Genomic DNA, 21,939 nt, shown 5'->3' on the forward strand with positions numbered 1-21,939 from the left:
CTGCCGACCGCTCACTGCGCGAGGGGGCCGTCGTGCCCGCTCCTACGCCCCCAGGGTCCAGTACGCCGGCGGGAAATCAACACCGAACGGACGGAAGAAATCGGCGATGGCCAGACCCCAGACGTGGAGGAAATCTGCGAGCATCGGGAAGTCCGAGATGGATGACCCCATGTTAAAAGCTCCTAGCGTTGCGACGGTTGAAGATGCCTGCCCCAGCGTACTATCCACGCTGCCCCGGTGTGCCCTTTTAGTCGTGGAGCGTGTCGGGGGCCGTGGCTGAATCGGCGGAGGTGCCGTCGACGGCGGCGGGGGAATCCCGGTGCGCCGCGAGGATGTGTGCCGCCTGCATCTGCTCCAGTTTGCGCTTGAGCTGCCTGTGGCGTTTGACATCGAGGGATTGGGAGTCCTGCCCGACGGTGGCGGAGATGTGAGCACCGCCGAACTTCTTCAGCAGCAGATCGTCGATAATCCGAATCTGCCCCGGATGGAAGCGGTAGCGCATGACCTTGAGCAGCACCTCGATATCGGCGGCATTGAGCAGGTCGCGCAGCGAGGCAACCGTGTTGATGCCGTTTGCGTGCAGAATATCCTCGAGGAAGCGGTAGTTCTCCGAGCGCGGACGGGGAAAGCGGTTGCCGATCAGCATCGCGAGAACCCCGGGGAGCGTCTCGGCGGTGAGCTCGACGGACTCGTCGGTGACCCGCTCATTGTCCTTGAGCGCCGCAATCTGGTCGAACTGCTGGTCCGCCAACTCGATGAGGCCGGCGGCGAGAGTGAATTTTCTGTCCACCTCCGGATCAATCTCGCCCTGGGGCCCCACCCCTGCACGCTTGTACCGGATGTCATGCTCGAACTCCGCCCACGCATGCTGCAGGACGGTGCGCACCTGCACCTCGAAGACCAGGCCCTGATAGTTCTGCAGCTCCTCGATGGTGTCATCGACCTCAAGGATCAGATGGTGTGATCCGTACCCGAAACCGCCGGAGATCCGCGTCTCTGCTGCCTTGTCCACAGACTTTCGAACGGCGAAGGAATCCTGCAGGACACTGAGTGCCACCGGGATCTCGGTGGAGTGGAAGGTGGTCACCCGCACGCCGATCATGTCGTGGATGTCGCTGCGTGGATCCGGATAGATCAACGTGCCCTCACCATCGCGTTTGCGCGCCTTCGCCTTGAGGCTGGACCATTCCTTCAGTCTGGTGCTCACGCGGTCGTATGTCACTCCGCCGTCGGTGAGCAGCTCCTCGATGGCTGACCGGAACTCCCGCGCAACCTGGGGGTGGTTGCGTCGGAAATCGTGGTAGTAGCTGCCGAAACGGGCGAGTGTGTTATCAGACATGTCGACCATCTATTCTAGAGGAACCGGTTGCTCTGCGCCCCGGTACCGGGGCATCCCGTCGGGAGCGGCCTAGATTTCCATGTCCGGCTCGAGCACAAGGAGTGCGGTGGGCAGCGCGGTGAAGATGTCCGTGGCGGGAACCATGCCGGTGAAGGTCTGCCCCGTCAGGCGATCCCGCCACCTTCCCGGTGGCAGCGTGATCGTGGTGTCGTCCCATCCGCCGTTGTTGCGCAGGATCAGTGGCCTCCGGGTGGCGAGTGCAACCACATTGAGGTGGTTCCTGTCCGCCCCCCGCGCGATTCCGACGACATGGGATTCTCTCCGCCCCTCACCGAAGACGGCCTGGTAGTCGCCCCCGATGAAGCTATCGGGAAACTCCGCGCGCACCGCGAGTGCCTGCCTGACCACATCGATCTTTGCCAGATCATGGAACTGACTGAGATGATCGCTTCCCTCTGCCGCCACCGCGAGCCACTCCCAGCCCTCCAGCTTCTCCAGTGCCTGGGCGCGCGCGGTGTAGTCGATGAAGCGACGGTTATCGGGATCGACCAGGGAATCCTCAAAGAACTCGGTGCCCTGGTAGGTGTCGGGAATTCCCGCACCGATCAATTGAAGCATCTTGCGGCCCAGGGACACCGAGGTCGCCCCCACCGCCAGGCGCGCGACGAAGTCGCTGATCATCGAGGTGGCCGGGCCGTCGAAAAGCGCGTCGATCCAGTCCAGGACGGACTGTTCGAAGGATTCCCTGCGATCGACCCACGAGGTCTGAACCCCGGCCTCACGGATGGCCTTGAGGGCGTAGTCCCGGAATCGGATGCGCAGTGATTCCGTGATCACTCCGTCCGCCGGCCACACCCCGAGAAGATTCTGGAAGAGGAAGTGCCCGGTTGCACCTTCCGGGGCGGGCAGGATCGAGCCGGTGCGACGAACGAGCTCGGCGAAGGAACTGGGGTCCTCGGTCAGTTCGATCAGCCGTGCGCGGACGTCTTCCCCGCGTTTGGTGTCGTGGGTGGACAGCGCGGTCATGGCGCTGGGCCACAGGACGCTGCGTTCCTCCTGGAGTAGATGGAATTCCGCAGCGGAAACACCGAAGCGGCCGGGTGCGCCGCCGACCTCCTGCAGGGCGACCAGCCGGGATGCGCGGTAGAACGTCGTATCCTCCACGCCCTTGGCCATGACGGCGCCACAGACCTGGGCGAAGCGAATCTTCGCCTCGCCGTTGGCCAGCAGGGCGGCGGCGATGAGATCCAATGCGTCTCGACGCGAGGGGAAGCGCCGCGACATGTCGGCTATGACGCTTGCGGTGGTACGGGATAGTGAGATGTAGTCCGCGCGGTACACGGGCATGGCGGCCACCAGCTCGATGATCGTCTCCCTCAGCTGGGCGTTGGACACGTTTGAACCGGCGGTGGAGAAATTGTCGCGGCGCATGGCCCTGGCGAGTCGGCGGATCTCCGCGGCCAGCTCCGACTCCGCCACCTCGCGTTTGAGCGCGTGCTCGGTTGATCCGATCGCGGCCTCGTCCCAGGTGGAACCGGTGACCTGCAGCGCCAGCATGGAGAAATGATCCTCCGCCTCGCGCGAGATGAACACACCGTCGAGTTCACGCAGTGCGTCATAGCCGGTGGTTCCGTCGACCGAGAGTCGCGGATCCAGTGGTTCCTCCACGCCGAGGATCTTCTCCACGATCAGCCAGCGATCCGGTCCGACGACCTCCCGCAGCCGTTTGAGATAGTTGAAGGGCGCGGAGAGACCATCGGGATGATCAACGCGGACCCCGTCGATGAGGTCATCGGTGACAAGCTCCCGGAGCACCCGGTGGGTGTGTTCGAACACCAGGGGGTCCTCCTGCCGAATTCCGGCGAGGGTGTTGACGGAGAAGAAGCGGCGGTAGCCGATGACACCGTCACGCCAGTATCTCAGGCTGTAGGACTGGCGACGGTAGACCTCCACCGGTGTACCGTCCCCGGTGCCCGGGGCGATCGGGAACACGTCATCGTAGTAGCGCAGCACCCGCTCGCCACCGACCTCGTCGAATTCAAGCCTGTCCTCGTCTCCCTCGGCGCCGAGGATCGGCAGGCCCAGTTTTCCTTCCGAGCCGTTGTCCCGCTGCCAATCTATGTCGAAGTAGTACTCAAAATCCGACTTCTGCCCGTTCTTGAGCACATCCCACCACCACTTGTTCAACTGTGGCTCGGCGATTCCAAGGTGATTGGGGACGATATCGACGATGATGCCCATCCCGAGCTCATGGGTGGCATCGGCGAGTTCGCGGAAGCCGTCCATCCCGCCGAGCTCCTCATTGATCCTGGTGGGATCGATGACGTCATAGCCGTGGTTGGAATCGGGCATCGAGGTCAGGATCGGTGAGAGGTAGAGGTGGCTGATGCCGAGCCGTTTCAGATAGGGAAGAATTGCCTTCGCCTCGGCGAATCCGAATGCGCGGCCGGATGGATCGGCTCTGGGACCTCTCAGCTGCAGTCGGTAGGTGGCGGTGATCGGGCGTGCCATTTGTGCTCTCCTTCCACGAAGCGATCGGTCGGCATGGCTGCTGAAGCAGCATGTCACGACCTTGATCCTAGTGAGTCTGCGGTGACGGCGTTGGAAAGCAGGGGGATCAGGCGACGAGGAAGGTGCGGCGGTGCATGACGGAGGCGGGGGAGCCCGGGAAACCGTTGAGATATACCAGGGGTTCGGCGCTGATCAGTTCCCCACCTCGGATGATCGGGTTTTCCGCGGTGTGGCGCAACCAGTCGCACAGCTTTCCCAGCCGCGGGTCCGAGACGGCGGCGGCGATAAGACAGTCGGCCGAAGGCAGCAGATAGATGATCGAATCCCCCACCTGATCCCGGAGATGACCGTCGAGGATGGTGAATGGACGGGGATGGGCCAGCCAGGCACTGATCGGCGCCCCTGGTGTGCGGACCTGGACGGCGGCGGAGGCCACCGAGGTGATGGTGCGGGCCTCCCGGAGGTAAAAACAGGTGCCCGCGGGGCCGGCGGCGAGGTTGATCAGATTGCCCGCGGCCGCGTCCCACGCCTGGCGGATGCTCAGCCCCAATTCCGCCAGACCGCGGTAGCTCACGGTGGCACCCCGGGCCCGCAGCCCCATGGTCAGCTGCGCCGATAGATTGATGCTGGCCGGGGAATCACCGAAACCGTCATCGGAGATACGGTGGCGCGCCAGCCAGGAGCGGTGGCGGAGCCGGAGTTGGAGAAACTGGGTCTGGGCACTGGACATGGGGCAACTCCCGGAGTCTGGATCGGTTGGGTACCGTCACACATGTTGGACTCCGCCACCGGCCACCGGGTTCCCGGAATCTTCCTAGAAGGGTGGCTGCTCCTCCAGACCGAGAGCGGTGAAGAGCTGCTTTTCATCCCAGATCTCCAGCTTCTGGCCCTTTTCAATCAGTTCCTCCGCCCGCTTCTGTTTGGAGGTGATTGAATCCCAGGGGCCGGCGACGAGGATGGTGGTCTTCTTGGTCACGTTCTTGCCGACGGTCGCGCCCTGATCGGCAATCCGCTGCCACAGGTTACCCTTCTCATAGGGTTCAAAGTCTCCGGTCAGCGTCACGTTCTGTCCGAAGAGGATCCCCTGCGGGTCCGCATCCGGATTCGGGTCCGGAACGGTGTCGGGGGTGGCAACCTTGGCCCAGGGTGCGGGTCCGCGACCGCCGCCGGACGTCTTCGCCTGCTCCGCGGGCTTGCTCCCGGCGTCCTGTGCGTCCCCGGAGTGCCCGGTGTCCCTCGTGGCAGGAGCGGCACCGGTATCCAGTCCGAGTGCGCGGCGCTGGGCTGCGACCCCAGCGCCGGAGCGGTCGCGCAGGACCGGAAATACCCTGGTGCCATCGGTGGATCCGAGGGTGAGACCGCAACTGTGGATGAAATCGATGAAACTGCCGGTGAAGTGGTGTTGCAGTGCCAGCGAAATGGCGATCTCCGCGCTCGCCCGCGCATCCTCGGTGGCATCGTGGTGGTTGTCCAGCGTGATTCCGAGGGCGGCGGCGACGGTGGGGAGCTTGTGATTGGCCACCTGGAGTTTTTCAACCCGGGACAGGATCAGGGAGCAGCCGAAGAGCATGTGCGGGGTGTCAATGCCCGAGGCCGCGCACGCGCGTTTGAGCGCTGTGAAGTCGAACTGCGCATTGTGCGCGATCAGCGGCAGATCGCCGACGAAGTCCACCATCTCGGGCAACCGGTCCGCGAAACTCGGTTCGTTTTCCACCTGCTTTCCGGAGATGCCGTGGATCGCGATGTTGGCGTCGAGGAACCCGCCCAGTGGTGCCGGCGGAGCGCACAGCCAGGACGCCGAATCCGTCTCCCTGCCGTCGCGGTAGCGCACCAGACCGATCTGGCAGATCGACCCCCAGTCATCATTCGCCGTCTCCACGTCGAACCCGACGACGTCGAATCCCGCCACGCTGTTCCCGCGTGTCGACGCCTCCACCGTAGGGGCCTCCGGCGCGGGTGCCTCACCGTTGAGGATGCGCTCAAGATCGGCGGCCAGGGCCGCGGCTTGTTCGCCCTGACCGGGGGAGAAGGTGATCACCGTATCCCCGGCACCGCTGAACGCTATATCACCGCAGGTCAGTGCGGTGGGACGGGTGAACTCGAAACCGGTGACCGCGGACAGCTCAATGACAACCCTCTGTTTCCCGGTCTCGGAGAGCGCGGTGAGGAGCGGGGAGTAGGAGATGGTCAGGGTGGAGTCACCCAGGGTGAGGTCTGCGCCATGTGCCGCGATCACAGGTGGTGTCCTTTCAGTGTGAATCTCAGGTGTCCACCACATTACCCGGCGGGGTGGCCGGGGCCGGGCAGGACCGGGGCACGGACTCGAACGTCAGTTCGTGGCCCCGTTGTGCGTCGTCACGCCGGTGTGTGCAGGAAAATGTAACAGGGCGGGGGCGGGGAGCGAATTCATCAGTAGAAGACATTGCAGCAAAGCCCTACGTTTGAGTGAGGTGGGAACAATGACGCAGCTGGTCAGCAGGCCCCTTCGGGGACCGGCGCGCGGGGAGGTCTGGGACCCTTTCTTCCGGCACTGCCCCAGTCGGGAACTCCTTGACACGATCGGGGACAAATGGGCGATGCTGATTCTGTTGAGCCTCGAGCACGGCCCTTTGAGAAACGGGGAGATCCGCAACCGCGTCGATGGCATTTCGCCGAAGATGCTCACCCACCGACTGGGGGTGCTCGCGGAGGACGGTCTGATCACCAGGACATCCCACGGGGAGGTCCCGCCCCGGGTGGACTATGAGCTCACTGAGCTGGGTGCTTCCGTATTGGAGCCGGCCCGCGCACTGTATCACTGGACTGTTGAGCACATGGATGACGTTGTTGCCCATCGCACAGATGAAGCGGAAACCTAGATTCCGCGCCCCCGGGGATTAGGGTTAGACATGTCCGACGTTCCCGGACGGGCCTCCTGCGACGGTGGTTGGAAACGGGGACGGCCAGCCTGAGAATGTTCACAAGGATGTGTCTTAGTTCAAATGAGTGCCAGTTCCCGCACCCTCCCCGCATTTCTGGTTTCGCTGCTGCTCACCGCGGTGGCGCTCGTCGGCTGCAGCAGCGACGGCGCCGACACCACCGCGGATTCGACAACACCGGCTGCCTCTGCCGAGGGATTTCCCGTCACCGTCGAGTTCGCCGGCTCCGAACCGGTGACACTGGATAACCAGCCAGAGCGCATCGTCAGTCTCTCGCCCACCGCAACCGAGATGCTCTTCGCCGTCGGGGCGGGCGACCAGGTGGTCGCCGTGGATGAATACTCGGATTATCCCGCGGACGCACCGACGGTGGCGGGATTGTCCGGCTACTCGCCCAGTGTGGAGGCGGTCCTGGACTACGATCCGGACCTGGTCGTGCTCATGGACAAAAGCGAATCCATCGTTGACGGATTGAAATCGGCGGGGGTGCCGGTGCTGATGATACGTTCCGCCAGGAACCTCGACGACAGCTACTCCCAGATCGATCAGCTGGCCATGGCGACCGGGCACGGTGCCACGGGCAGTGGCGTTATCGAGGAGATGAGGTCGGGGATCCAGGCCGCAATCGATTCGGTCCCGGCAAGCGTCAAGGACGCGGGGCTGACCTACTACCACGAGCTGACCAGCGATTACTACACCACCACCGATGGCACCTTCATCGGGCAGATTTACTCCGAGTTCGGTTTGCGTTCCATCGCCGAGGGGGACTCGGGTTACCCCCAGCTCACCAGTGAGGCCGTCGTGGCAGCTGATCCCGACTATGTGTTCCTGGCCAACACGAGAGCCGAGGGAACGACCCCGGAGACCGTCGCCCAGCGACCCGGTTGGGACACCATCACCGCGGTGCGTGAGGATCAGGTGATCAACCTCAACGATGACATCGCCTCCCGCTGGGGGCCGCGGATCGTCGAGTTGGTTGAACAGATCGCGCAGGCTCTTAACAGTCATGCCGCCGTTCCCGCGGCGGCCTGAGTGACCCAGCCAATGGCGGTCGCGGGCAGAGCTGCACGACATCCTGTCATCGCCACGTCGATCTCTGTTGTCATCCTGCTCATCGTCATCGGTGTGTCCGGGTTCGTCGGTGTGATCGACCTGAGCCCGGGAGCGGTGATCGCCGACATCTTCGGAGGTGACGGACTCAGCGATCGCGAACGCGCCATCTTCTTCGACATCCGCCTTCCCAGGATCGCCACCGGCATGGTCGTCGGTGCAACGCTGGCGCTGTCTGGCGCGGCCTATCAGGCGGTGTTTCGGAACCCGCTCGCCGACCCGTATCTCCTGGGAGTCTCCTCCGGAGCGGGACTGGGGGTGACCCTCGTCGTGGTCAGCGGCGGCGTGCTCGGCGCCACGCCGGGTGGGGCGGGCATCATCGTCGCCGCGTTCGTGGGCGGGGTCGCCGCGGTGGCGGCCACTGTCCTGGTGAGCCGGGGGGTCGGACAGAGCTCGTCCGCCACGGTGGTGGTGCTCGCCGGAGTCGCGGTGGCCGCGTTCGCAAGCGCCATCCAAACCTACCTCCAGCAGCGGAACATCGATACCGTGGCACGCGTGTACATCTGGATGCTGGGCAATCTCAACGTCACACGGTGGGAGACCGTCCTCACCGCTGCCGTCCCCGCGGCACTGAGCGCGATGGTCATCTTGTCCTGTGCGCGTGTCCTCGACGTGATGGCGGTCGGCGATGTCGAAGCCCGCAGCCTGGGAATCGACCCCGGGCTGGTCCGTGTGGGACTGGTGGCGGTGGCGACACTCGGCACGGCCTCGGCGGTGGCGGTGTCCGGACTGATCGGATTCGTCGGGATCATCGTGCCGCATGCCCTCCGCCTGATCGTGGGGCCGGGGCACCGCATCCTGCTTCCCATGACCCTGGTGTGGGGCGCGATCTTTCTGGTGCTCGCAGACACTCTCGGACGCACCCTGATGGCACCACAGGAGCTTCCGGTCGGGGTGGTCACCGCGGCCGTGGGTGCACCCTTCTTTCTGTTCATCCTCCGGCGTTCAACGGGCACGGGGTCCGGGGGTGGTTCAGTTGCCTGAATCCGAAGCCGCCGTTGTCTGTGAATCCATCCGTGTCCGCCATCCGGGTGCCGCCAGCGATGCCGTTCTGGACCTGAGCATGAGCGTCCGTTCCGGGGAGTGGCTGAACATCATCGGACCCAACGGATGCGGCAAGACCACGCTGCTCCACGCGCTCGCGCAGGTGCTGGAGGTGGAATCGGGGAGAATCACGATCGCCGGGCACAGCCGGGTCCATCATTCGCGGCTGGACCGCCTGACCCCGGGGGCGGCACGGCGACGCAGGCTTTTCGCCAGGACCGTTGCCCTGATGCCACAGACCCCGATGATCCCGGCCGGTCTGACTGTTGAGGACTACGTCCTTTTGGGCAGGCATCCCCATTCGCCGATCCCGGGGGCACGGGATACCCGGGTGGTGCGCGGCTGCCTCGAGGAGCTCAATCTCGGCGGATTCGCCAACCGCATGCTCAGCGGACTCTCCGGTGGTGAACGTCAACGGGTGACGCTGGCCAGGGCACTCGCCCAGGAACCGTCAATTCTCCTCCTCGACGAACCGACCTCCGCTCTCGACATCGGACACGCACAGGACACGCTTGAACTCATCGATGCCGTTCGCTCCGCCAGGGGACTGACCGTCCTGGCCGCCATGCACGATCTCACGCTCGCCGGCCAGTACGGCGACCGTGTCCTCCTGATGGCGGGAGGATCCGCGGTCGCCGAGGGGACACCCGCCCGGGTCCTGAGTGCGGCGAGGATCAACGAGGTCTACGGGGCCAGAGTCACGGTGGACCTGCATGAGGGGTACCCCGTGGTGGTTCCGATGAGGAAGCCGCGCTGAGCGGGTAACGAGGAAACCCCCGCGTTCCCTGACAGAGACTGTGCAGGAAACGCGGGGGAGGTGAACCCGGGGGAATCAGTCGTCGGTATCCACCGAATCATAGTCGTCATCGCGGGCCGCCTGCTGACGCTGGCGCTTGAGCTCCCCCGAGGCCTTGTTGTCGGCGGAAGTCTCGGCGGCACCGTCCTCCACCGGGGCCGGGTCCGCGGTGTCATCGGAATCCGCGGTGTCAGCGGCGCCCGCGGCAGCCTCCTTCGGCACCTCGGTCGGCACGGCCGGTGTTGGTTCCGCCGGTTTTTGCGCTGCCGGGTCCACCGAATCGGCCTCATTGGCCGCATCCGTGGCGTCAGCAGGGGCTGCCTCAATATCCGGGGTGGTCGCGTCCGCTGCATCGGTCGGTGCGTCGTCACGCTTCTTCTCGGTGGCGTGCAGTTCCGCGAGGCCGGTCTCGACCTTGATCGCCTCATCGGCGGAGGCGGCATCGGCGGCGCTGGCCTGGGCCGCTTCGCGCGCGGCGGCCTCCTCGGCCTCGCGTTTCTCCTCCGCCAGGCGGGCGTCCAGCTTCTCGTAGTTGGGTTCTTCGATCTGGCGCAGCAGCATGGTGGACCGGGCGGGCACGGTCAGGGTGCCACCCGCGTCGATGTTGAGTTCTTCCATCGGGTAGCCGGTTGCCTCGGTGGTATCGACCAGGAGTTTCCATTTCATACCGAAATGCTCCTCGGGGAGGGTGAAGTCGATGGGTTCGAAATGGGCGTTGAACATCAGGATGAAGGAATCATCGTGGATCTTCTGGCCCCGCTCGTCCGGTTCCTCGATGGCCTCGCCGTTCAGGAAGACCATGAGGGACTTTCCGAAGGCGAAGTCCCAGTCATCCTGGGTCATCAGACGCCCGTCCGGCACCAGCCAGGCGATGTCACGGTCGCGGACATCGGTTCCCAGTGGCCCACCCGCGAGGAATCGGCGACGCCGGAACACCGGGTGGTTGGCGCGGATGCGGAGCAATCTCCTGGTGAAGCCGACCAGCTCCGCATTGGACTCCACCTGGGTCCAGTCGATCCAGGCGAGTTCGTTGTCCTGGCAGTAGACGTTGTTGTTTCCGTTCTGGGTGCGGGCCATCTCATCGCCGTGTGCGAGCATCGGGGTGCCCAGTGACAGCAGCAGGGTGGTCAGGAAGTTGCGCCGCTGCTGATCCCGGAGCTGGAGGATCTCCGGGTCGTCGGTGGGACCCTCCACTCCGCAGTTCCACGACCGGTTGTGTGATTCGCCGTCGCGACCATCCTCACCATTGGCCATGTTGTGCTTCTCGTTGTAGCTGACCAGGTCGTTGAGGGTGAAACCGTCATGGGCCGTGACGAAGTTGATCGATGCGGTTGGACGGCGGCCGTTGTTGGCGTAGAGATCGGAGGATCCGGTCAGGCGGGATGCGAACTCGCCGAGGGTGGCCGGCTCACCGCGCCAGAAATCCCGGACTGTATCACGGTACTTGCCGTTCCACTCCGTCCACAGGGGCGGGAAGTTGCCCACCTGGTAGCCGCCCTCGCCGATGTCCCAGGGTTCCGCGATCAGCTTGACCTGGGAGACGACCGGGTCCTGCTGAACCAGGTCGAAGAAGGTTGCCAGGCGGTCGACGTCATGGAGCTCACGGGCCAGCGTGGAGGCCAGATCGAAGCGGAAGCCGTCGACGTGCATCTCCGAGACCCAGTAGCGCAGCGAATCCATGATCAGCTGGAGTGAGTGCGGGTGGCGCACGTTGAGCGAATTTCCGGTGCCCGTGTAGTCCATGTAGTGGACCTTGTCACCATCGACGAGCCGGTAGTAGGCCTCGTTGTCAATGCCGCGGAATGCGATCGTCGGACCCATGTGGTTTCCCTCGGCGGTGTGGTTGTAGACGACGTCGAGGATCACCTCGATCCCCGCCTCGTGGAAGGCACGGACCATTCCCTTGAACTCGGCCACCGCGCCACCGGGACGGCTCGACGCCGCGTAGTCGTTGTAGGGGGCGAAGAAGCCGAAGGTGTTGTAGCCCCAGTAGTTGCGCAGGCCGAGCTCCCGCAGGCGGTCATCCTGGAGGAACTGGTGCACCGGCATCAGCTCGATAGCGCTGACGCCGAGGTTCTTCAGGTAGTTGATGATGGCAGGGTGCGCGAGCCCGGCGTAGGTGCCGCGGAGATTCTCCGGGATGTCCGGATGCGTCATGGTCATGCCCTTGACATGGGCCTCGTAGATCACCGTCTCGTGGTACGGCGTCTTTGGGGCGCGGTCGTTGCCCCAGTCGAAGAAGGGGTTGACCACCACGGACTTCATCGTGTGGTCGATGCTGTCCTCGGTGTTGCGGGCGGCGGGATCCTCGGGGTTGTTGATGTCATAGCTGAACAGTGAGGGATCCCCGTCGAACTCCCCGTCGAAGGCGCGGGCATAGGGGTCAACCAGCAGCTTGCTCGGATCACAGCGCTGCCCGTTCTTCGGGTTCCAGGGACCGTGGACGCGGTAGCCGTAGCGCTGGCCGGGCTGGATCCCCGGGATGTAGCAGTGCCAGATGTGGGCGTCCACCTCCTCCAGGTTGATGCGCGTCTCATTGTTCTGGCGATCCAGGAGGCAGAGTTCGACCTGCTCAGCTACCTCGGAGAAGATGGCAAAATTGGTTCCCGCGCCGTCGTAGGTCGAACCCAGAGGGTAGGCGTCGCCAGGCCAGACGGAATACGGGGCGTCACTCGATGGTGTCATGAGAAGTCATTCTAACGTTCCTGTGGTGTTAAGGCCTGAAATGATGATATTCACCCCGTTATCGAAACGATCCTCGAACGCCGCGCGGACCTCCGGAGCGGCGGTCTCAGAGACCTCGTCGAGCCGGGTTCGGGTCTGTTCCGCGAGGACCGCACCGATGACGAAGTGGAGCAGCGTGAACGCGCCGATCTCACGCCTCTCCCCATCAGCACCGCTTATCGACGCCGCCACCGCATCCTGCAACTGTGCGTGGAGGGCCTCATCGGAGAGAGCGGCGCTGACGAGTTCGGCGCCGTCACGGTGCTCGATCATCAGCGTCCGCAGGTGCCGGCACGTCTCCGGGGCCGACCGGATGACGGACTCCCCGAACAGGGGCTGAAGGATCCGGCGGGCCGTGGCGTCGATCAACTCCTGCTTGTTCCGGAAATGCCAGTAGAGTGCCCCCGGGGCCACCTCGAGCTGCTTGGCCACGCGACGCATCGTCATATCGGCGATGCCGTAGGTGTCCAGAATATCGAGGGCGGAGGTGATGATCGCATCGCGGTTGAGTTGCACGATTGCCAGCATAATGACAGCCGTTGAAAGGCAGTAAAAAGGAGAAAAGCTGCTAATGTGTTCGGAGATTCTCGTGCGGAATCCGCCGCCGGGAGCAGTCGAGGAAAACCTCCAGGAGTAAATAACGTGTCTTTTCGTCTTTCCGCCAAGAAGCTGGCCATCGCCTCCGCGCTGGTGACTCCGTTGGTGCTCGCAGCCTGTGGCAGCGGCGACAGTGATTCCGAGGACACCAACGCAAATTCGACCTCCTCCTCCACCACGGCGGCATCGTCCGGCGCCTCTTCCTCGAAGCAGGCGACCGAATCCGGCTCCGCGACGCCGACCGAGGGTGAGACGACCGTGCATGAGCCCTCCCCGGAAGAGGCTGAGGCCGCATCGTCGGCCGTTGCGGCCGCCGCAGCCAACCCGGAGATCACCTTCGCCAACCTCACGCCCGTTGAGGCAGGACAGCCGGCCACCCCGGAGCAGGCCGCTGAGATCGAGGGGCTGGTTCGCGGACAGCTCAATGAGACCTCGCTGCGCTCCTTCATGACATACATCCCGAACAACACCTGCTCCCGGGTGCTGGCGGACCAGGGTGTCGGCCAGGCCGACTTCAATGAGATCCCGGACATCCCGCTCAGCGCCATCGGTGCCGATTCCGGAACGATCGATTCCATCTCGGAGATCCAGGTTGAGGGCGATTCCGCTTCGGCTCTGGTCACCGCCTCCGCCTCCGGCACCACCGACACCGGTGTCCAGCGCTTCCTGCATGAGGACGGCCGCTGGAAGTTCTGCAACTAAACCCGGCCGGGGTAGGCTCTAGCAGCATGAGTTCATCCCAGGTACCCGGAAGTCTGGACCCTTACGCCGGGTACATCCCCGAAACCGCTGATGTCGCGGGCGCCGGGGCGCGGGCGCAGGGGCACAGATTCCCCCGGCCCTCCCGGAAGGTCGGAACCGGCGCCGGAATCCTGGCGGTCTCCCTCAGCGTCTATTCCGTCGCCGGTGTGATCTGGGGGCTTTTTCGGCCCACCTACACCGTCGCGGTCCGGGATGGCGAATCCGCCTCCGTGGAGGCCGCACCCAATGTGGAGTTCACCAGCTTCATCTGGTTCGTGGTGTTCACCGGGCTTCTCGGCTGTGCCATGGCACTGGTTGTTTTCATCCGTTCGGTGTCCACCCGCGGCCCGCTCATGCTGCTCTGGGTGACCGTGGTGGCGTTTCTCGGCTCCCTCGTCTTCCTGCTATTCGGTGACATGTCCGCGGGGCTGCTCCACCGCACACCTGCGGATTTCTCCCGGATGGTGGGGGAGACCTTCACGGTGGTGCCCCCGATGTCACCCGGTGTGGGGCTGGCGGCGGCCCCCTTTCTCGCCGTGTGCACCTACTGGTGCGCGGCCTTTGTCACTCCATCCGCCGAGCCCGTCGCTGATGGAGATAGCGGTAAATAGCTGACCACGCTCCGCGGTGCCGGACCGTGGGAGTGCGCCGCCGGAGCGCGTCAATCACCCTGTTCCGGCCAATCCACCACGGAGGTTCCGGTGGCCTCGGTGCTCAGGGAATCGATCGCCTTGAGAATGTGGTGTATCGACAGGGCGATATTGTGTCTGAGCTGATCATCGGTGAGCCCCTGGGCCACCGGGATGGAAAACTCGACCCTGACCTGGAGGCCCTGTTCGTCCCTGTGGCAGAAGGCCTTGGTGTACAGCGACTGCTCGTTCCACCGGTTGCACACCATGAACAGCTTCACAAAATCACGTGTCGGATCCATTCCGGGGTCCCAGTGGCCCTTGACCAGGAACGTGGGACCGTTGTCCACGAAGAAGCCCACGAAGACCTCGTTGATCCAGGCGACGATGAAATCCTCCTCGCCGCTTGTGTTGACAACCCCGATGTCGCCGAGGTGGGAGCGGATTCGATTCAGTGTCACCTCAGTCGGATACTCCGGAGAATCAGGCCAGAGGGAGGGATGGATCGCCTGGCCGGGGGAGTGGGGATCAGCTGAATCATCGGCGGACCCCCAGGAATCGTCACCGTCTTCCCAGACAGCATCAAAATCCTCGTCGTCCGATTCCCCATCCGGTGGATCCGTGCTCATGGTGCCGCTTTCATTTTCGCTGTCGGTCAACGGTGGGGCGATTATCATTCCCGCGATCCGCTCGCCCAGATCGGATTCATCCTGCTCCGCGGAGAGGACACCGCTGTTCGGGCCCGCAACAGCCAACTCGGGAAAGCTCGAGAGCGTATCCTGCACGGCCATGTCAATGGTGTCCGCGGCGAGCTGGATGAAATGGAGCAGCTGCTCGGTGGACAGGCCCTCATCGACATTGACGGATGTCCGGAAACGGATCTCCACATCCCCCGCGTCATCGAGGTGGACCAGGCCCTTCGGCCCGATGCGTTCGGCATTCCAGTCGTTGAGCACCACCGATACCAGGTTGATCTCCGAGAGATCGAGACTCCGGCGCATCCGGGCCTCCACGTTGAGCGCGAGTCCGGTCTCCCCGGCGAAGTAGATGAAGACACGGTAATCGGTATGGGGAACAAGCAGCCGGTCCCTCGTGGTCAGGCTCTGAAAGCCCAGTTCATCAACCGCATCCTCGACCCTGTCCAGATCAAGGGGGCGGGGCAGGAGGGTGTCCGGGGTCCTGAAATTATGCTCCGCCATGCGCACCCATCCTCCGTCCGATTCTAGTTAGGTGGTGAAGAAACTCCGGATCCTGGAATATGAGTCTAGGGGTAAACCGCGTCCGCCGTGGCCTGAATCCGGTTGAAGCGCCGGAGGGGAATACAATGTTGAGTTGCGGGGCGCCGAGGCGGAATCCACCGGTGCCATCGATTGCAGAAGCCCTCAACTTTCAGGGAGAATTCCTCGCCATGCTCAACGTCACCGATCTTCGCGGTCAGACCCCATCCACGGGTGATATCCGACGGGCACTGCCACGTGGCGGCACGGATGTGCTGTCCGTGCTGCCCCAGGTGGCACCCCTCGTGGAGGAGGTGAGGGCCCACGGTGCACGGGCCGCACTGGACTTCGGCGAGAAATTCGATCACGTCCGGCCCGCGTCGGTACGGGTCCCGGCCGAGGTGATCGGGGCCGCGGAGGAGGCACTCGAGCCCCGGGTTCGGGAGGCCATCGAGGAATCCATCCGGCGGGTGCGCCGCGTGCACGCGGAACAGAAGCCTGTGGAGCACACCACCGAGCTCGTGCCGGGCGGGACGGTCACCGAGCGTTTCCTGCCGGTTGGCAGGGTGGGGCTTTATGTACCCGGTGGCAATGCCGTCTACCCCTCGAGTGTGATCATGAACACCGTCCCCGCCCAGGAGGCGGGGGTGGGCTCGCTCGTGGTCGCCTCACCGCCGCAGGCCGATCACGGAGGGTGGCCGCACCCGACGATTCTCGCCGCCTGCTCGATTCTCGGTGTCGATGAGGTCTGGGCAGTCGGTGGTGGACAGGCCGTGGCGCTGCTGGCCTATGGCGATGACCAGCAGGGACTGGAACCCGTCGACATGATCACGGGTCCCGGCAACATTTACGTCACCGCGGCGAAGCGGCTGGTCCGCGGGGTCGTGGGCACGGACGCGGAGGCCGGCCCGACGGAGATCGCCGTTCTGGCCGATGCGACCGCCGATCCGGTCAGGGTCGCCTACGATCTGATCAGCCAGGCCGAGCACGATGTCATGGCGGCCTCCGTCCTGATCACCGATTCGCCACTGCTGGCGGAGCAGGTTGACCGGGAGATCGAGGCCAGGTACTCCATCACCCGCAACTCCGGACGGGTCGCCGAGGCGCTGCGCGGCCGGCAGAGCGGCATCGTGCTTGTCGACGACCTGGATACCGCGATCACCGTCGCCGACCAGTACGCCGCCGAACACCTGGAGATCCACACGGCCAACCCGCGCGGGGTCGCCGAGCGGATCCGCAATGCCGGAGCCATTTTCGTCGGCGATTTCTCACCCGTGCCGCTGGGTGACTATTCGGCGGGTTCGAACCACGTGCTGCCGACCTCGGGTACCGCGCGGTTCTCCGCCGGCCTGTCCACCCACACCTTCCTGCGTCCGGTCAACCTGATCGAATACGATGAAGCCGCCCTCAAGGATGTTTCCGACGTGGTGATCAACTTCGCTGACGCCGAGGATCTGCCAGCCCACGGCGAGGCCATCCGCGCCCGCTTCGAATCCCTTCCGACCACTGATGAGGCCTGATGTCCATGAATGACGCTCCGCTCGCATCCGAGACGACGCTCGCACAGCTTCCCCTCCGCGAGGAACTGCGTGGCGAAACCGCCTATGGCGCCCCCCAGCTGGACGTCGCCGTGCGCCTGAACACCAATGAAAACCCCTACCCACCCTCCGAGGCATTGATCACGGATCTCGTGGCTACGGTGGATAAGATCGCCACCGAACTCAACCGCTATCCCGAACGCGACTCCATTGAGCTCCGTGAGGCCCTGGCCGAGTACATCAGCGGGCAGACAGGTGTCGCGGTCACCAGGGATAACCTCTGGGCGGCCAACGGCTCCAATGAGGTTCTCCAGCAGCTGCTTCAGGCCTTCGGCGGCCCCGGACGCAGTGTCATGGGGTTCCAACCCAGCTATTCCATGCACCCCATCCTGGCCAAGGCGACGCAGACGGAGTTCATCGCAGTGCCGCGCGGTGCCGATTTCCGCATCGACCCAGACGTCGCGCTCGGAGCCATCCGGGAACACCGCCCGGACATCATTTTCATCACCTCGCCCAACAACCCCACCGGGGATGTGACGGAGCTAGAGGAGATTGAGGCCATCATCGCCGCCGCTCCCGGGATCGTCATCGTCGATGAGGCCTATGCCGAGTTCTCGCCATCGCCATCGGCCACCACCCTGATTTCGAGGTACCCGAGCAAGCTCGTGGTGTCCCGGACCATGTCAAAGGCCTTTGATTTCGCCGGTGGCCGGCTGGGCTACTTCGTCGCCGCGCCGGCCTTCGTCGAGGCCGTCATGCTCGTCCGCCTCCCGTACCACCTGTCGGCGTTGAGTCAGGCCGCGGCGGTCGTGGCGCTGCGCCACAGCGCGGACACCCTCGACACCGTGGCGGCCCTGGCAAGGGAGCGGGACCGGGTCGTCGACAAGCTCGTGTCACTGGGTTTCGCCGTTGTCCCCAGTGAGTCCAATTTCGTGTTCTTCGGCTCCTTCACCGACCAGCATGCGGCCTGGCAGGCCTTTCTGGATCGCGGGGTGCTCATCCGCGACGTGGGGGTCGCGGGGCACCTGCGCGTGACCATCGGCCTTCCCGCGGAAAACGACGCCTTCCTCGAGGCCGCGGAATCGATCATCAACCTCAACCTCTGACCTAGGGAGAATTCTCAATGACCACCCCCCGCATCGGGCGAGCGTCCCGGACAACCAGTGAGTCCGACATTTCCGTTGAGATCAACCTCGACGGCTCCGGACAAGTGGACATAGACACCGGACTTCCCTTCTTCGACCACATGCTCACCGCCTTCGGCGTCCACGGCAGCTTCGATCTGAGCATCCGGGCCAAGGGGGACACCGAGATCGATGCCCACCACACGGTCGAGGACACCGCCATCGTCCTCGGCCGGGCGCTGCTGGAGGCCATCGGGGACAAGCGCGGCATCCGGCGCTTCGGTTCCTGCCAGCTGCCCATGGATGAGACGCTGTGCGAGGGTGTCGTCGACATCTCCGGCCGCCCCTACTTCGTGATCAGTGGCGAGCCCGATCACATGGTCACCTCCGTGATCGGGGGGCACTACGCCACCGTGATCAATGAGCACTTCTTCGAGACCCTCGCGCTGAATTCCAGAATCACTCTCCATGTGATCTGCCACTACGGGCGCGACCCACATCACATCACGGAAGCCGAGTACAAGGCGGTGGCCCGCGCCCTCCGTGGCGCGGTCGAGATCGACCCCAGGCAGGCGGGAATCCCGTCCACTAAGGGAGCTCTGTAAGCGGTGGGGAATCTTCCCGGTGGGACCACCTCCATTGTCGCCATGGTTGAGCAGAACCCCGCCGGTGCCGGAACCTGGATGATCTATGCGCTGTTTCTCATCGCGGGATTGTTCGTCGGCGGCGCATGGTCGGCCTATAAGAGTAAGAACGTTCCACTGACCGTCCTCGCGGGGGCCGTCGCCGTGGTGGCGGCCGCTGGCGGCGTGCTGTGGATGATGGGAGACATGGCTTAAGTTGGCAACCAGGGCTCTCTCCAGAGCTGAGATTGAAAAGCTGCCCGGCATGTGGAAGAGCCCGGGGTTCATTGAAACCCTCGTGGCGGTCGCCGCTGCATTCGGCAGCTGGTCTCTGCTGCTTCCCGTGGTCCCGCTGGCCGTCCTCGACGGTGGTGGTTCGGCCAGCCTGGCGGGCGCGACCACGGGAATCTTCATGGCCGCAACCGTGGTCACCCAGATTTTCACCCCCCGGGCACTGCGCCACTTCGGTTACAACCCGGTGATGGTCTTCGCCGCCTTCATCCTCGGTGTCCCGGCCGTTGGGTATCTCTTCGGTACCGACCCGCTGCCCGTCCTGCTTGTCTCCGCACTACGGGGCATCGGTTTCGGTGCGCTGACGGTTGCGGAATCCGCACTGGTCGCCGAACTCGTGCCGGTCCGCTTCCTGGGAAAGGCCTCGGGCATGCTCGGGGTCTTCGTCGGATTGGCGCAGATGATCTTTCTGCCGCTGGGGCTGGTGCTGGCACAGGCCTTCGGCTTCGGAACGGTTTACCTGCTCGGAGCCGCGATCGCGCTTCTGGCGGCGGTGATGTGCCTGCGCATCCCCGCTCTCAGGGCGGCCCCGCGGTCCCGGGTGAGCACGCAGGGGAACCCAGGGGAGGACGACCAGCCTACGGCGTCGACCTGGAAGCTGGTCACCGTGCCCGCACTGGCGGTGACCTCACTGTCCATGAGCTTCGGCGCGGTGTCCTCCTTCCTGCCCGCAGCGGTGCTCGAACTCGATCCCGTGCTCGGGGCGACCCTCGGTGGCATCATCTTGTCCATCACCGGAGGATCCGCCATGGTTTTCCGCTACCTCTCCGGCGTGGTCGCCGATCGCCGCGGCACGCCGGGGGCGACGATGATTCCGGCGCAGGTCACCGGTTTCGCGGGTGTCGCGCTGATCGCCGCGACCATCCTCGGAGAATGGTCCGGCTGGCTGCTGGTGGTCGGAGCAGTGCTTTTCGGAGGGGGATTCGGCATGGTGCAGAACGAGGCACTACTGTCGATGTTCTTTCGCCTCCCCCGTTCGCGGGTGTCGGAGGCGTCGGCGATCTGGAATGTCGCCTTCGACGCCGGTACCGGGCTCGGCAGTTTCATCCTAGGCGTGGTGGCGGCGCAGCTGGCCTACGGCGGTGCTTTCGCGGCCGGTGCCCTGGTGATCGCCCTCGGTCTGCTGATGACGACGGCGGACCGGATCGTGGGCCGGTACCGCATCACCGAATACAACAACACCCGCGCCAGGTTGAGGCAGCTTCCGCTGTCCGGCCGCCCGGAGCGGCGCGGGTAGGGCCCGGGGGAATCGCGTGGTGTCGTGCGGCGCCATCGGAAACATGGTCGCGGTGATGGCACGGGCTGGTGCTTGTCCTAGACTGATGGCATGACCACAACCGTCGCACTGCTCGACTACGGATCGGGAAATCTTCGATCGGCCCTACGCGCGCTGGAGCGCGCGGGCGCAACCGTCACGGTAACCTCCGACCCCCAGATCTGCGTCAACGCCGATGGCCTGCTGGTGCCGGGCGTGGGTGCCTTCGCCGCCTGCATGCAGGGTCTCAACCGGGTCTACGGTCATCGGATCATCGGCCAGCGACTCGCCGGTGGCCGACCGGTTCTGGGCATCTGCGTCGGCATGCAGATCCTCTTCGAGGAGGGCGTTGAACACGGCATCAGGGCCAGAGGATGCGGTGAATGGCCGGGCCGGGTGGAGCGGCTGCACGCCGAAATCCTGCCCCACATGGGCTGGAACACGGTTGAGGCACCGGAATCCTCCCAGCTGTTCGCCGGCATGAGTGAGAATGAGCGCTACTATTTTGTGCACTCCTACGGGGTGCGGGACTGGACTCTGCGCACCGATCATCTGACCGCGCCACCGCTTGTCAGCTGGGCGCAGCATGAAGGTGACCGCTTCGTCGCCGCGGTGGAAAACGGTGCGCTGTGGGCCACCCAGTTCCACCCCGAGAAGTCGGGTGATGCGGGGGCGCAATTGTTGCGCAACTGGATTGATACTCTTTAGGACATCTGAAAGATAGGATCAACTACATGACATTTACCATTCTTCCCGCAGTCGATGTGGTTGATGGCCGGGCGGTGCGCCTGGATCAGGGGGAGGCGGGAACGGAGAAATCCTATGGCTCGCCGCTGGAATCCGCCCTCAACTGGCAGGAACAGGGTGCGCAGTGGCTGCACTTTGTCGATCTGGATGCGGCATTCAACCGCGGGTCGAATCATGAGATGATGGCCGAGATCGTGGGCACCCTCGACATCAAGGTGGAGCTGACCGGCGGGATCCGAGATGATGAGTCGCTGGAACGCGCACTCGCCACCGGCGCCCAGCGGGTCAATATCGGTACCGCGGCCCTGGAGAAACCGGAATGGATCGGTTCGGTGCTCAAGCGATACGGCGATAAGGTCGCCGTGGACATCGCCGTCAGGCTCATTGATGGTGAGTGGCGCACCCGCGGCAACGGGTGGGTATCCGATGGAGGCGATCTCTGGGAGGTTCTCGAACGCCTGGATTCCCAGGGCTGCAGCCGCTTCGTGGTCACCGACGTCTCCAGGGACGGCACGCTGAGCGGCCCCAACGTCGAGCTGCTCCGCGATGTCGCCGCAGCCACCGACGCCCCCATCGTCGCCTCCGGCGGCATCTCGGTTCTCGAGGATGTGCTCCAGCTTGCCCGCTACCGGGATGAGGGAATCGATTCGGCGATCATCGGTAAGGCCCTTTATGAGCACCGCTTCACGTTGACCGAGGCGCTCGCGGCCGTCGAAAAGCTTGGTTAGGTCGTTT

General features: G+C 64.4%; 21 protein-coding genes. 13 read left to right on the forward strand and 8 right to left on the reverse strand.

What is annotated here, in order from left to right:
• Window positions 1-42: 42 nt before the first annotated feature.
• From B7E02_RS14770 to B7E02_RS06615, 5 genes are all read right to left on the reverse strand, one after another.
• Window positions 43-171 carry a hypothetical protein gene (locus B7E02_RS14770; RefSeq protein ID WP_281248234.1) on the reverse strand — a complete coding sequence of 43 codons (129 nt, stop codon included), beginning with the start codon at window positions 169-171 and terminating at the stop codon, window positions 43-45.
• 76 nt (window positions 172-247) lie between these two features.
• On the reverse strand, window positions 248-1,339 hold the full coding sequence (locus B7E02_RS06600; RefSeq protein WP_080794487.1) for a GTP pyrophosphokinase: 1,092 nt from the start codon (window positions 1,337-1,339) through the stop codon (window positions 248-250).
• Between the two features lie 69 nt (window positions 1,340-1,408).
• A complete protein-coding gene (gene treY, locus B7E02_RS06605; protein WP_080794143.1) occupies window positions 1,409-3,850 on the reverse strand; it encodes a malto-oligosyltrehalose synthase in 2,442 nt (813 codons plus the stop codon).
• 106 nt (window positions 3,851-3,956) lie between these two features.
• Window positions 3,957-4,580, reverse strand: coding sequence for a hypothetical protein (locus B7E02_RS06610; protein ID WP_080794144.1), 624 nt, complete (start codon window positions 4,578-4,580; stop codon window positions 3,957-3,959).
• A gap of 84 nt (window positions 4,581-4,664) precedes the next feature.
• Complete coding sequence (locus tag B7E02_RS06615) at window positions 4,665-6,086, reverse strand: 3'-5' exonuclease (RefSeq protein WP_080794146.1); 1,422 nt, start codon at window positions 6,084-6,086, stop codon at window positions 4,665-4,667.
• A 223-nt stretch (window positions 6,087-6,309) separates the two neighbouring features.
• Between B7E02_RS06615 and B7E02_RS06620 the strand changes: the two genes are divergently transcribed.
• From B7E02_RS06620 to B7E02_RS06635, 4 genes are all read left to right on the forward strand, one after another.
• A complete protein-coding gene (locus B7E02_RS06620; RefSeq protein WP_080794147.1) occupies window positions 6,310-6,708 on the forward strand; it encodes a winged helix-turn-helix transcriptional regulator in 399 nt (132 codons plus the stop codon).
• A gap of 123 nt (window positions 6,709-6,831) precedes the next feature.
• A complete protein-coding gene (locus B7E02_RS06625) occupies window positions 6,832-7,800 on the forward strand; it encodes an ABC transporter substrate-binding protein (protein WP_080794148.1) in 969 nt (322 codons plus the stop codon).
• 12 nt (window positions 7,801-7,812) lie between these two features.
• The gene (locus B7E02_RS06630; protein WP_080794149.1) at window positions 7,813-8,862 is read left to right on the forward strand and encodes a FecCD family ABC transporter permease; all 1,050 of its coding nucleotides are present in this window, start codon (window positions 7,813-7,815) and stop codon (window positions 8,860-8,862) included.
• Window positions 8,855-9,679, forward strand: coding sequence for an ABC transporter ATP-binding protein (locus tag B7E02_RS06635; RefSeq protein WP_245802179.1), 825 nt, complete (start codon window positions 8,855-8,857; stop codon window positions 9,677-9,679). Before B7E02_RS06630 ends, B7E02_RS06635 begins: the two co-directional genes overlap by 8 nt.
• A 75-nt stretch (window positions 9,680-9,754) precedes the next feature.
• Here B7E02_RS06635 and glgX read toward each other — a convergent pair whose 3' ends face one another.
• Window positions 9,755-12,403 carry a glycogen debranching protein GlgX gene (glgX, locus tag B7E02_RS06640; protein ID WP_080794150.1) on the reverse strand — a complete coding sequence of 883 codons (2,649 nt, stop codon included), beginning with the start codon at window positions 12,401-12,403 and terminating at the stop codon, window positions 9,755-9,757.
• A gap of 6 nt (window positions 12,404-12,409) precedes the next feature.
• Complete coding sequence (locus tag B7E02_RS06645) at window positions 12,410-12,958, reverse strand: TetR family transcriptional regulator (protein WP_245802180.1); 549 nt, start codon at window positions 12,956-12,958, stop codon at window positions 12,410-12,412.
• A gap of 126 nt (window positions 12,959-13,084) precedes the next feature.
• Here B7E02_RS06645 and B7E02_RS06650 point away from each other — a divergent pair, with 126 nt between their 5' ends.
• Both B7E02_RS06650 and B7E02_RS06655 read left to right on the forward strand, forming a co-directional pair.
• Window positions 13,085-13,741, forward strand: coding sequence for a hypothetical protein (locus B7E02_RS06650; RefSeq protein ID WP_245802181.1), 657 nt, complete (start codon window positions 13,085-13,087; stop codon window positions 13,739-13,741).
• 26 nt (window positions 13,742-13,767) lie between these two features.
• Window positions 13,768-14,391 (forward strand): hypothetical protein, encoded by a 624-nt coding sequence (locus B7E02_RS06655; protein WP_080794156.1) that lies wholly within the window; start codon window positions 13,768-13,770, stop codon window positions 14,389-14,391.
• Between the two features lie 50 nt (window positions 14,392-14,441).
• Here the strand turns inward: B7E02_RS06655 and B7E02_RS06660 are convergent, their stop codons facing one another.
• Window positions 14,442-15,608 carry a YbjN domain-containing protein gene (locus B7E02_RS06660; protein WP_080794158.1) on the reverse strand — a complete coding sequence of 389 codons (1,167 nt, stop codon included), beginning with the start codon at window positions 15,606-15,608 and terminating at the stop codon, window positions 14,442-14,444.
• Between the two features lie 209 nt (window positions 15,609-15,817).
• On the opposite strand from B7E02_RS06660, the gene hisD reads away from it, so the two are divergent.
• From hisD to priA, 7 genes are all read left to right on the forward strand, one after another.
• Complete coding sequence (gene hisD / locus B7E02_RS06665; RefSeq protein ID WP_080794160.1) at window positions 15,818-17,146, forward strand: histidinol dehydrogenase; 1,329 nt, start codon at window positions 15,818-15,820, stop codon at window positions 17,144-17,146.
• Window positions 17,147-17,151: 5 nt separating this feature from the next.
• The gene (locus B7E02_RS06670) at window positions 17,152-18,270 is read left to right on the forward strand and encodes a histidinol-phosphate transaminase (RefSeq protein WP_080794493.1); all 1,119 of its coding nucleotides are present in this window, start codon (window positions 17,152-17,154) and stop codon (window positions 18,268-18,270) included.
• A 17-nt stretch (window positions 18,271-18,287) separates the two neighbouring features.
• Window positions 18,288-18,893, forward strand: coding sequence for an imidazoleglycerol-phosphate dehydratase HisB (hisB, locus tag B7E02_RS06675; protein ID WP_080794162.1), 606 nt, complete (start codon window positions 18,288-18,290; stop codon window positions 18,891-18,893).
• A gap of 3 nt (window positions 18,894-18,896) precedes the next feature.
• Window positions 18,897-19,127, forward strand: a complete 231-nt coding sequence (locus B7E02_RS06680) for a hypothetical protein (RefSeq protein ID WP_245802182.1) — start codon at window positions 18,897-18,899, stop codon at window positions 19,125-19,127.
• Between the two features lie 49 nt (window positions 19,128-19,176).
• Complete coding sequence (locus B7E02_RS06685) at window positions 19,177-20,439, forward strand: MFS transporter (protein WP_080794164.1); 1,263 nt, start codon at window positions 19,177-19,179, stop codon at window positions 20,437-20,439.
• A 90-nt stretch (window positions 20,440-20,529) separates the two neighbouring features.
• Window positions 20,530-21,165 (forward strand): imidazole glycerol phosphate synthase subunit HisH, encoded by a 636-nt coding sequence (hisH, locus tag B7E02_RS06690; RefSeq protein WP_080794166.1) that lies wholly within the window; start codon window positions 20,530-20,532, stop codon window positions 21,163-21,165.
• 26 nt (window positions 21,166-21,191) lie between these two features.
• A complete protein-coding gene (gene priA, locus B7E02_RS06695) occupies window positions 21,192-21,932 on the forward strand; it encodes a bifunctional 1-(5-phosphoribosyl)-5-((5-phosphoribosylamino)methylideneamino)imidazole-4-carboxamide isomerase/phosphoribosylanthranilate isomerase PriA (RefSeq protein WP_080794170.1) in 741 nt (246 codons plus the stop codon).
• The last annotated feature ends 7 nt before the right edge of the window (window positions 21,933-21,939 follow it).

This window comes from Corynebacterium pacaense (genome assembly GCF_900169525.1).
Lineage (GTDB): Bacteria > Actinomycetota > Actinomycetes > Mycobacteriales > Mycobacteriaceae > Corynebacterium > Corynebacterium pacaense.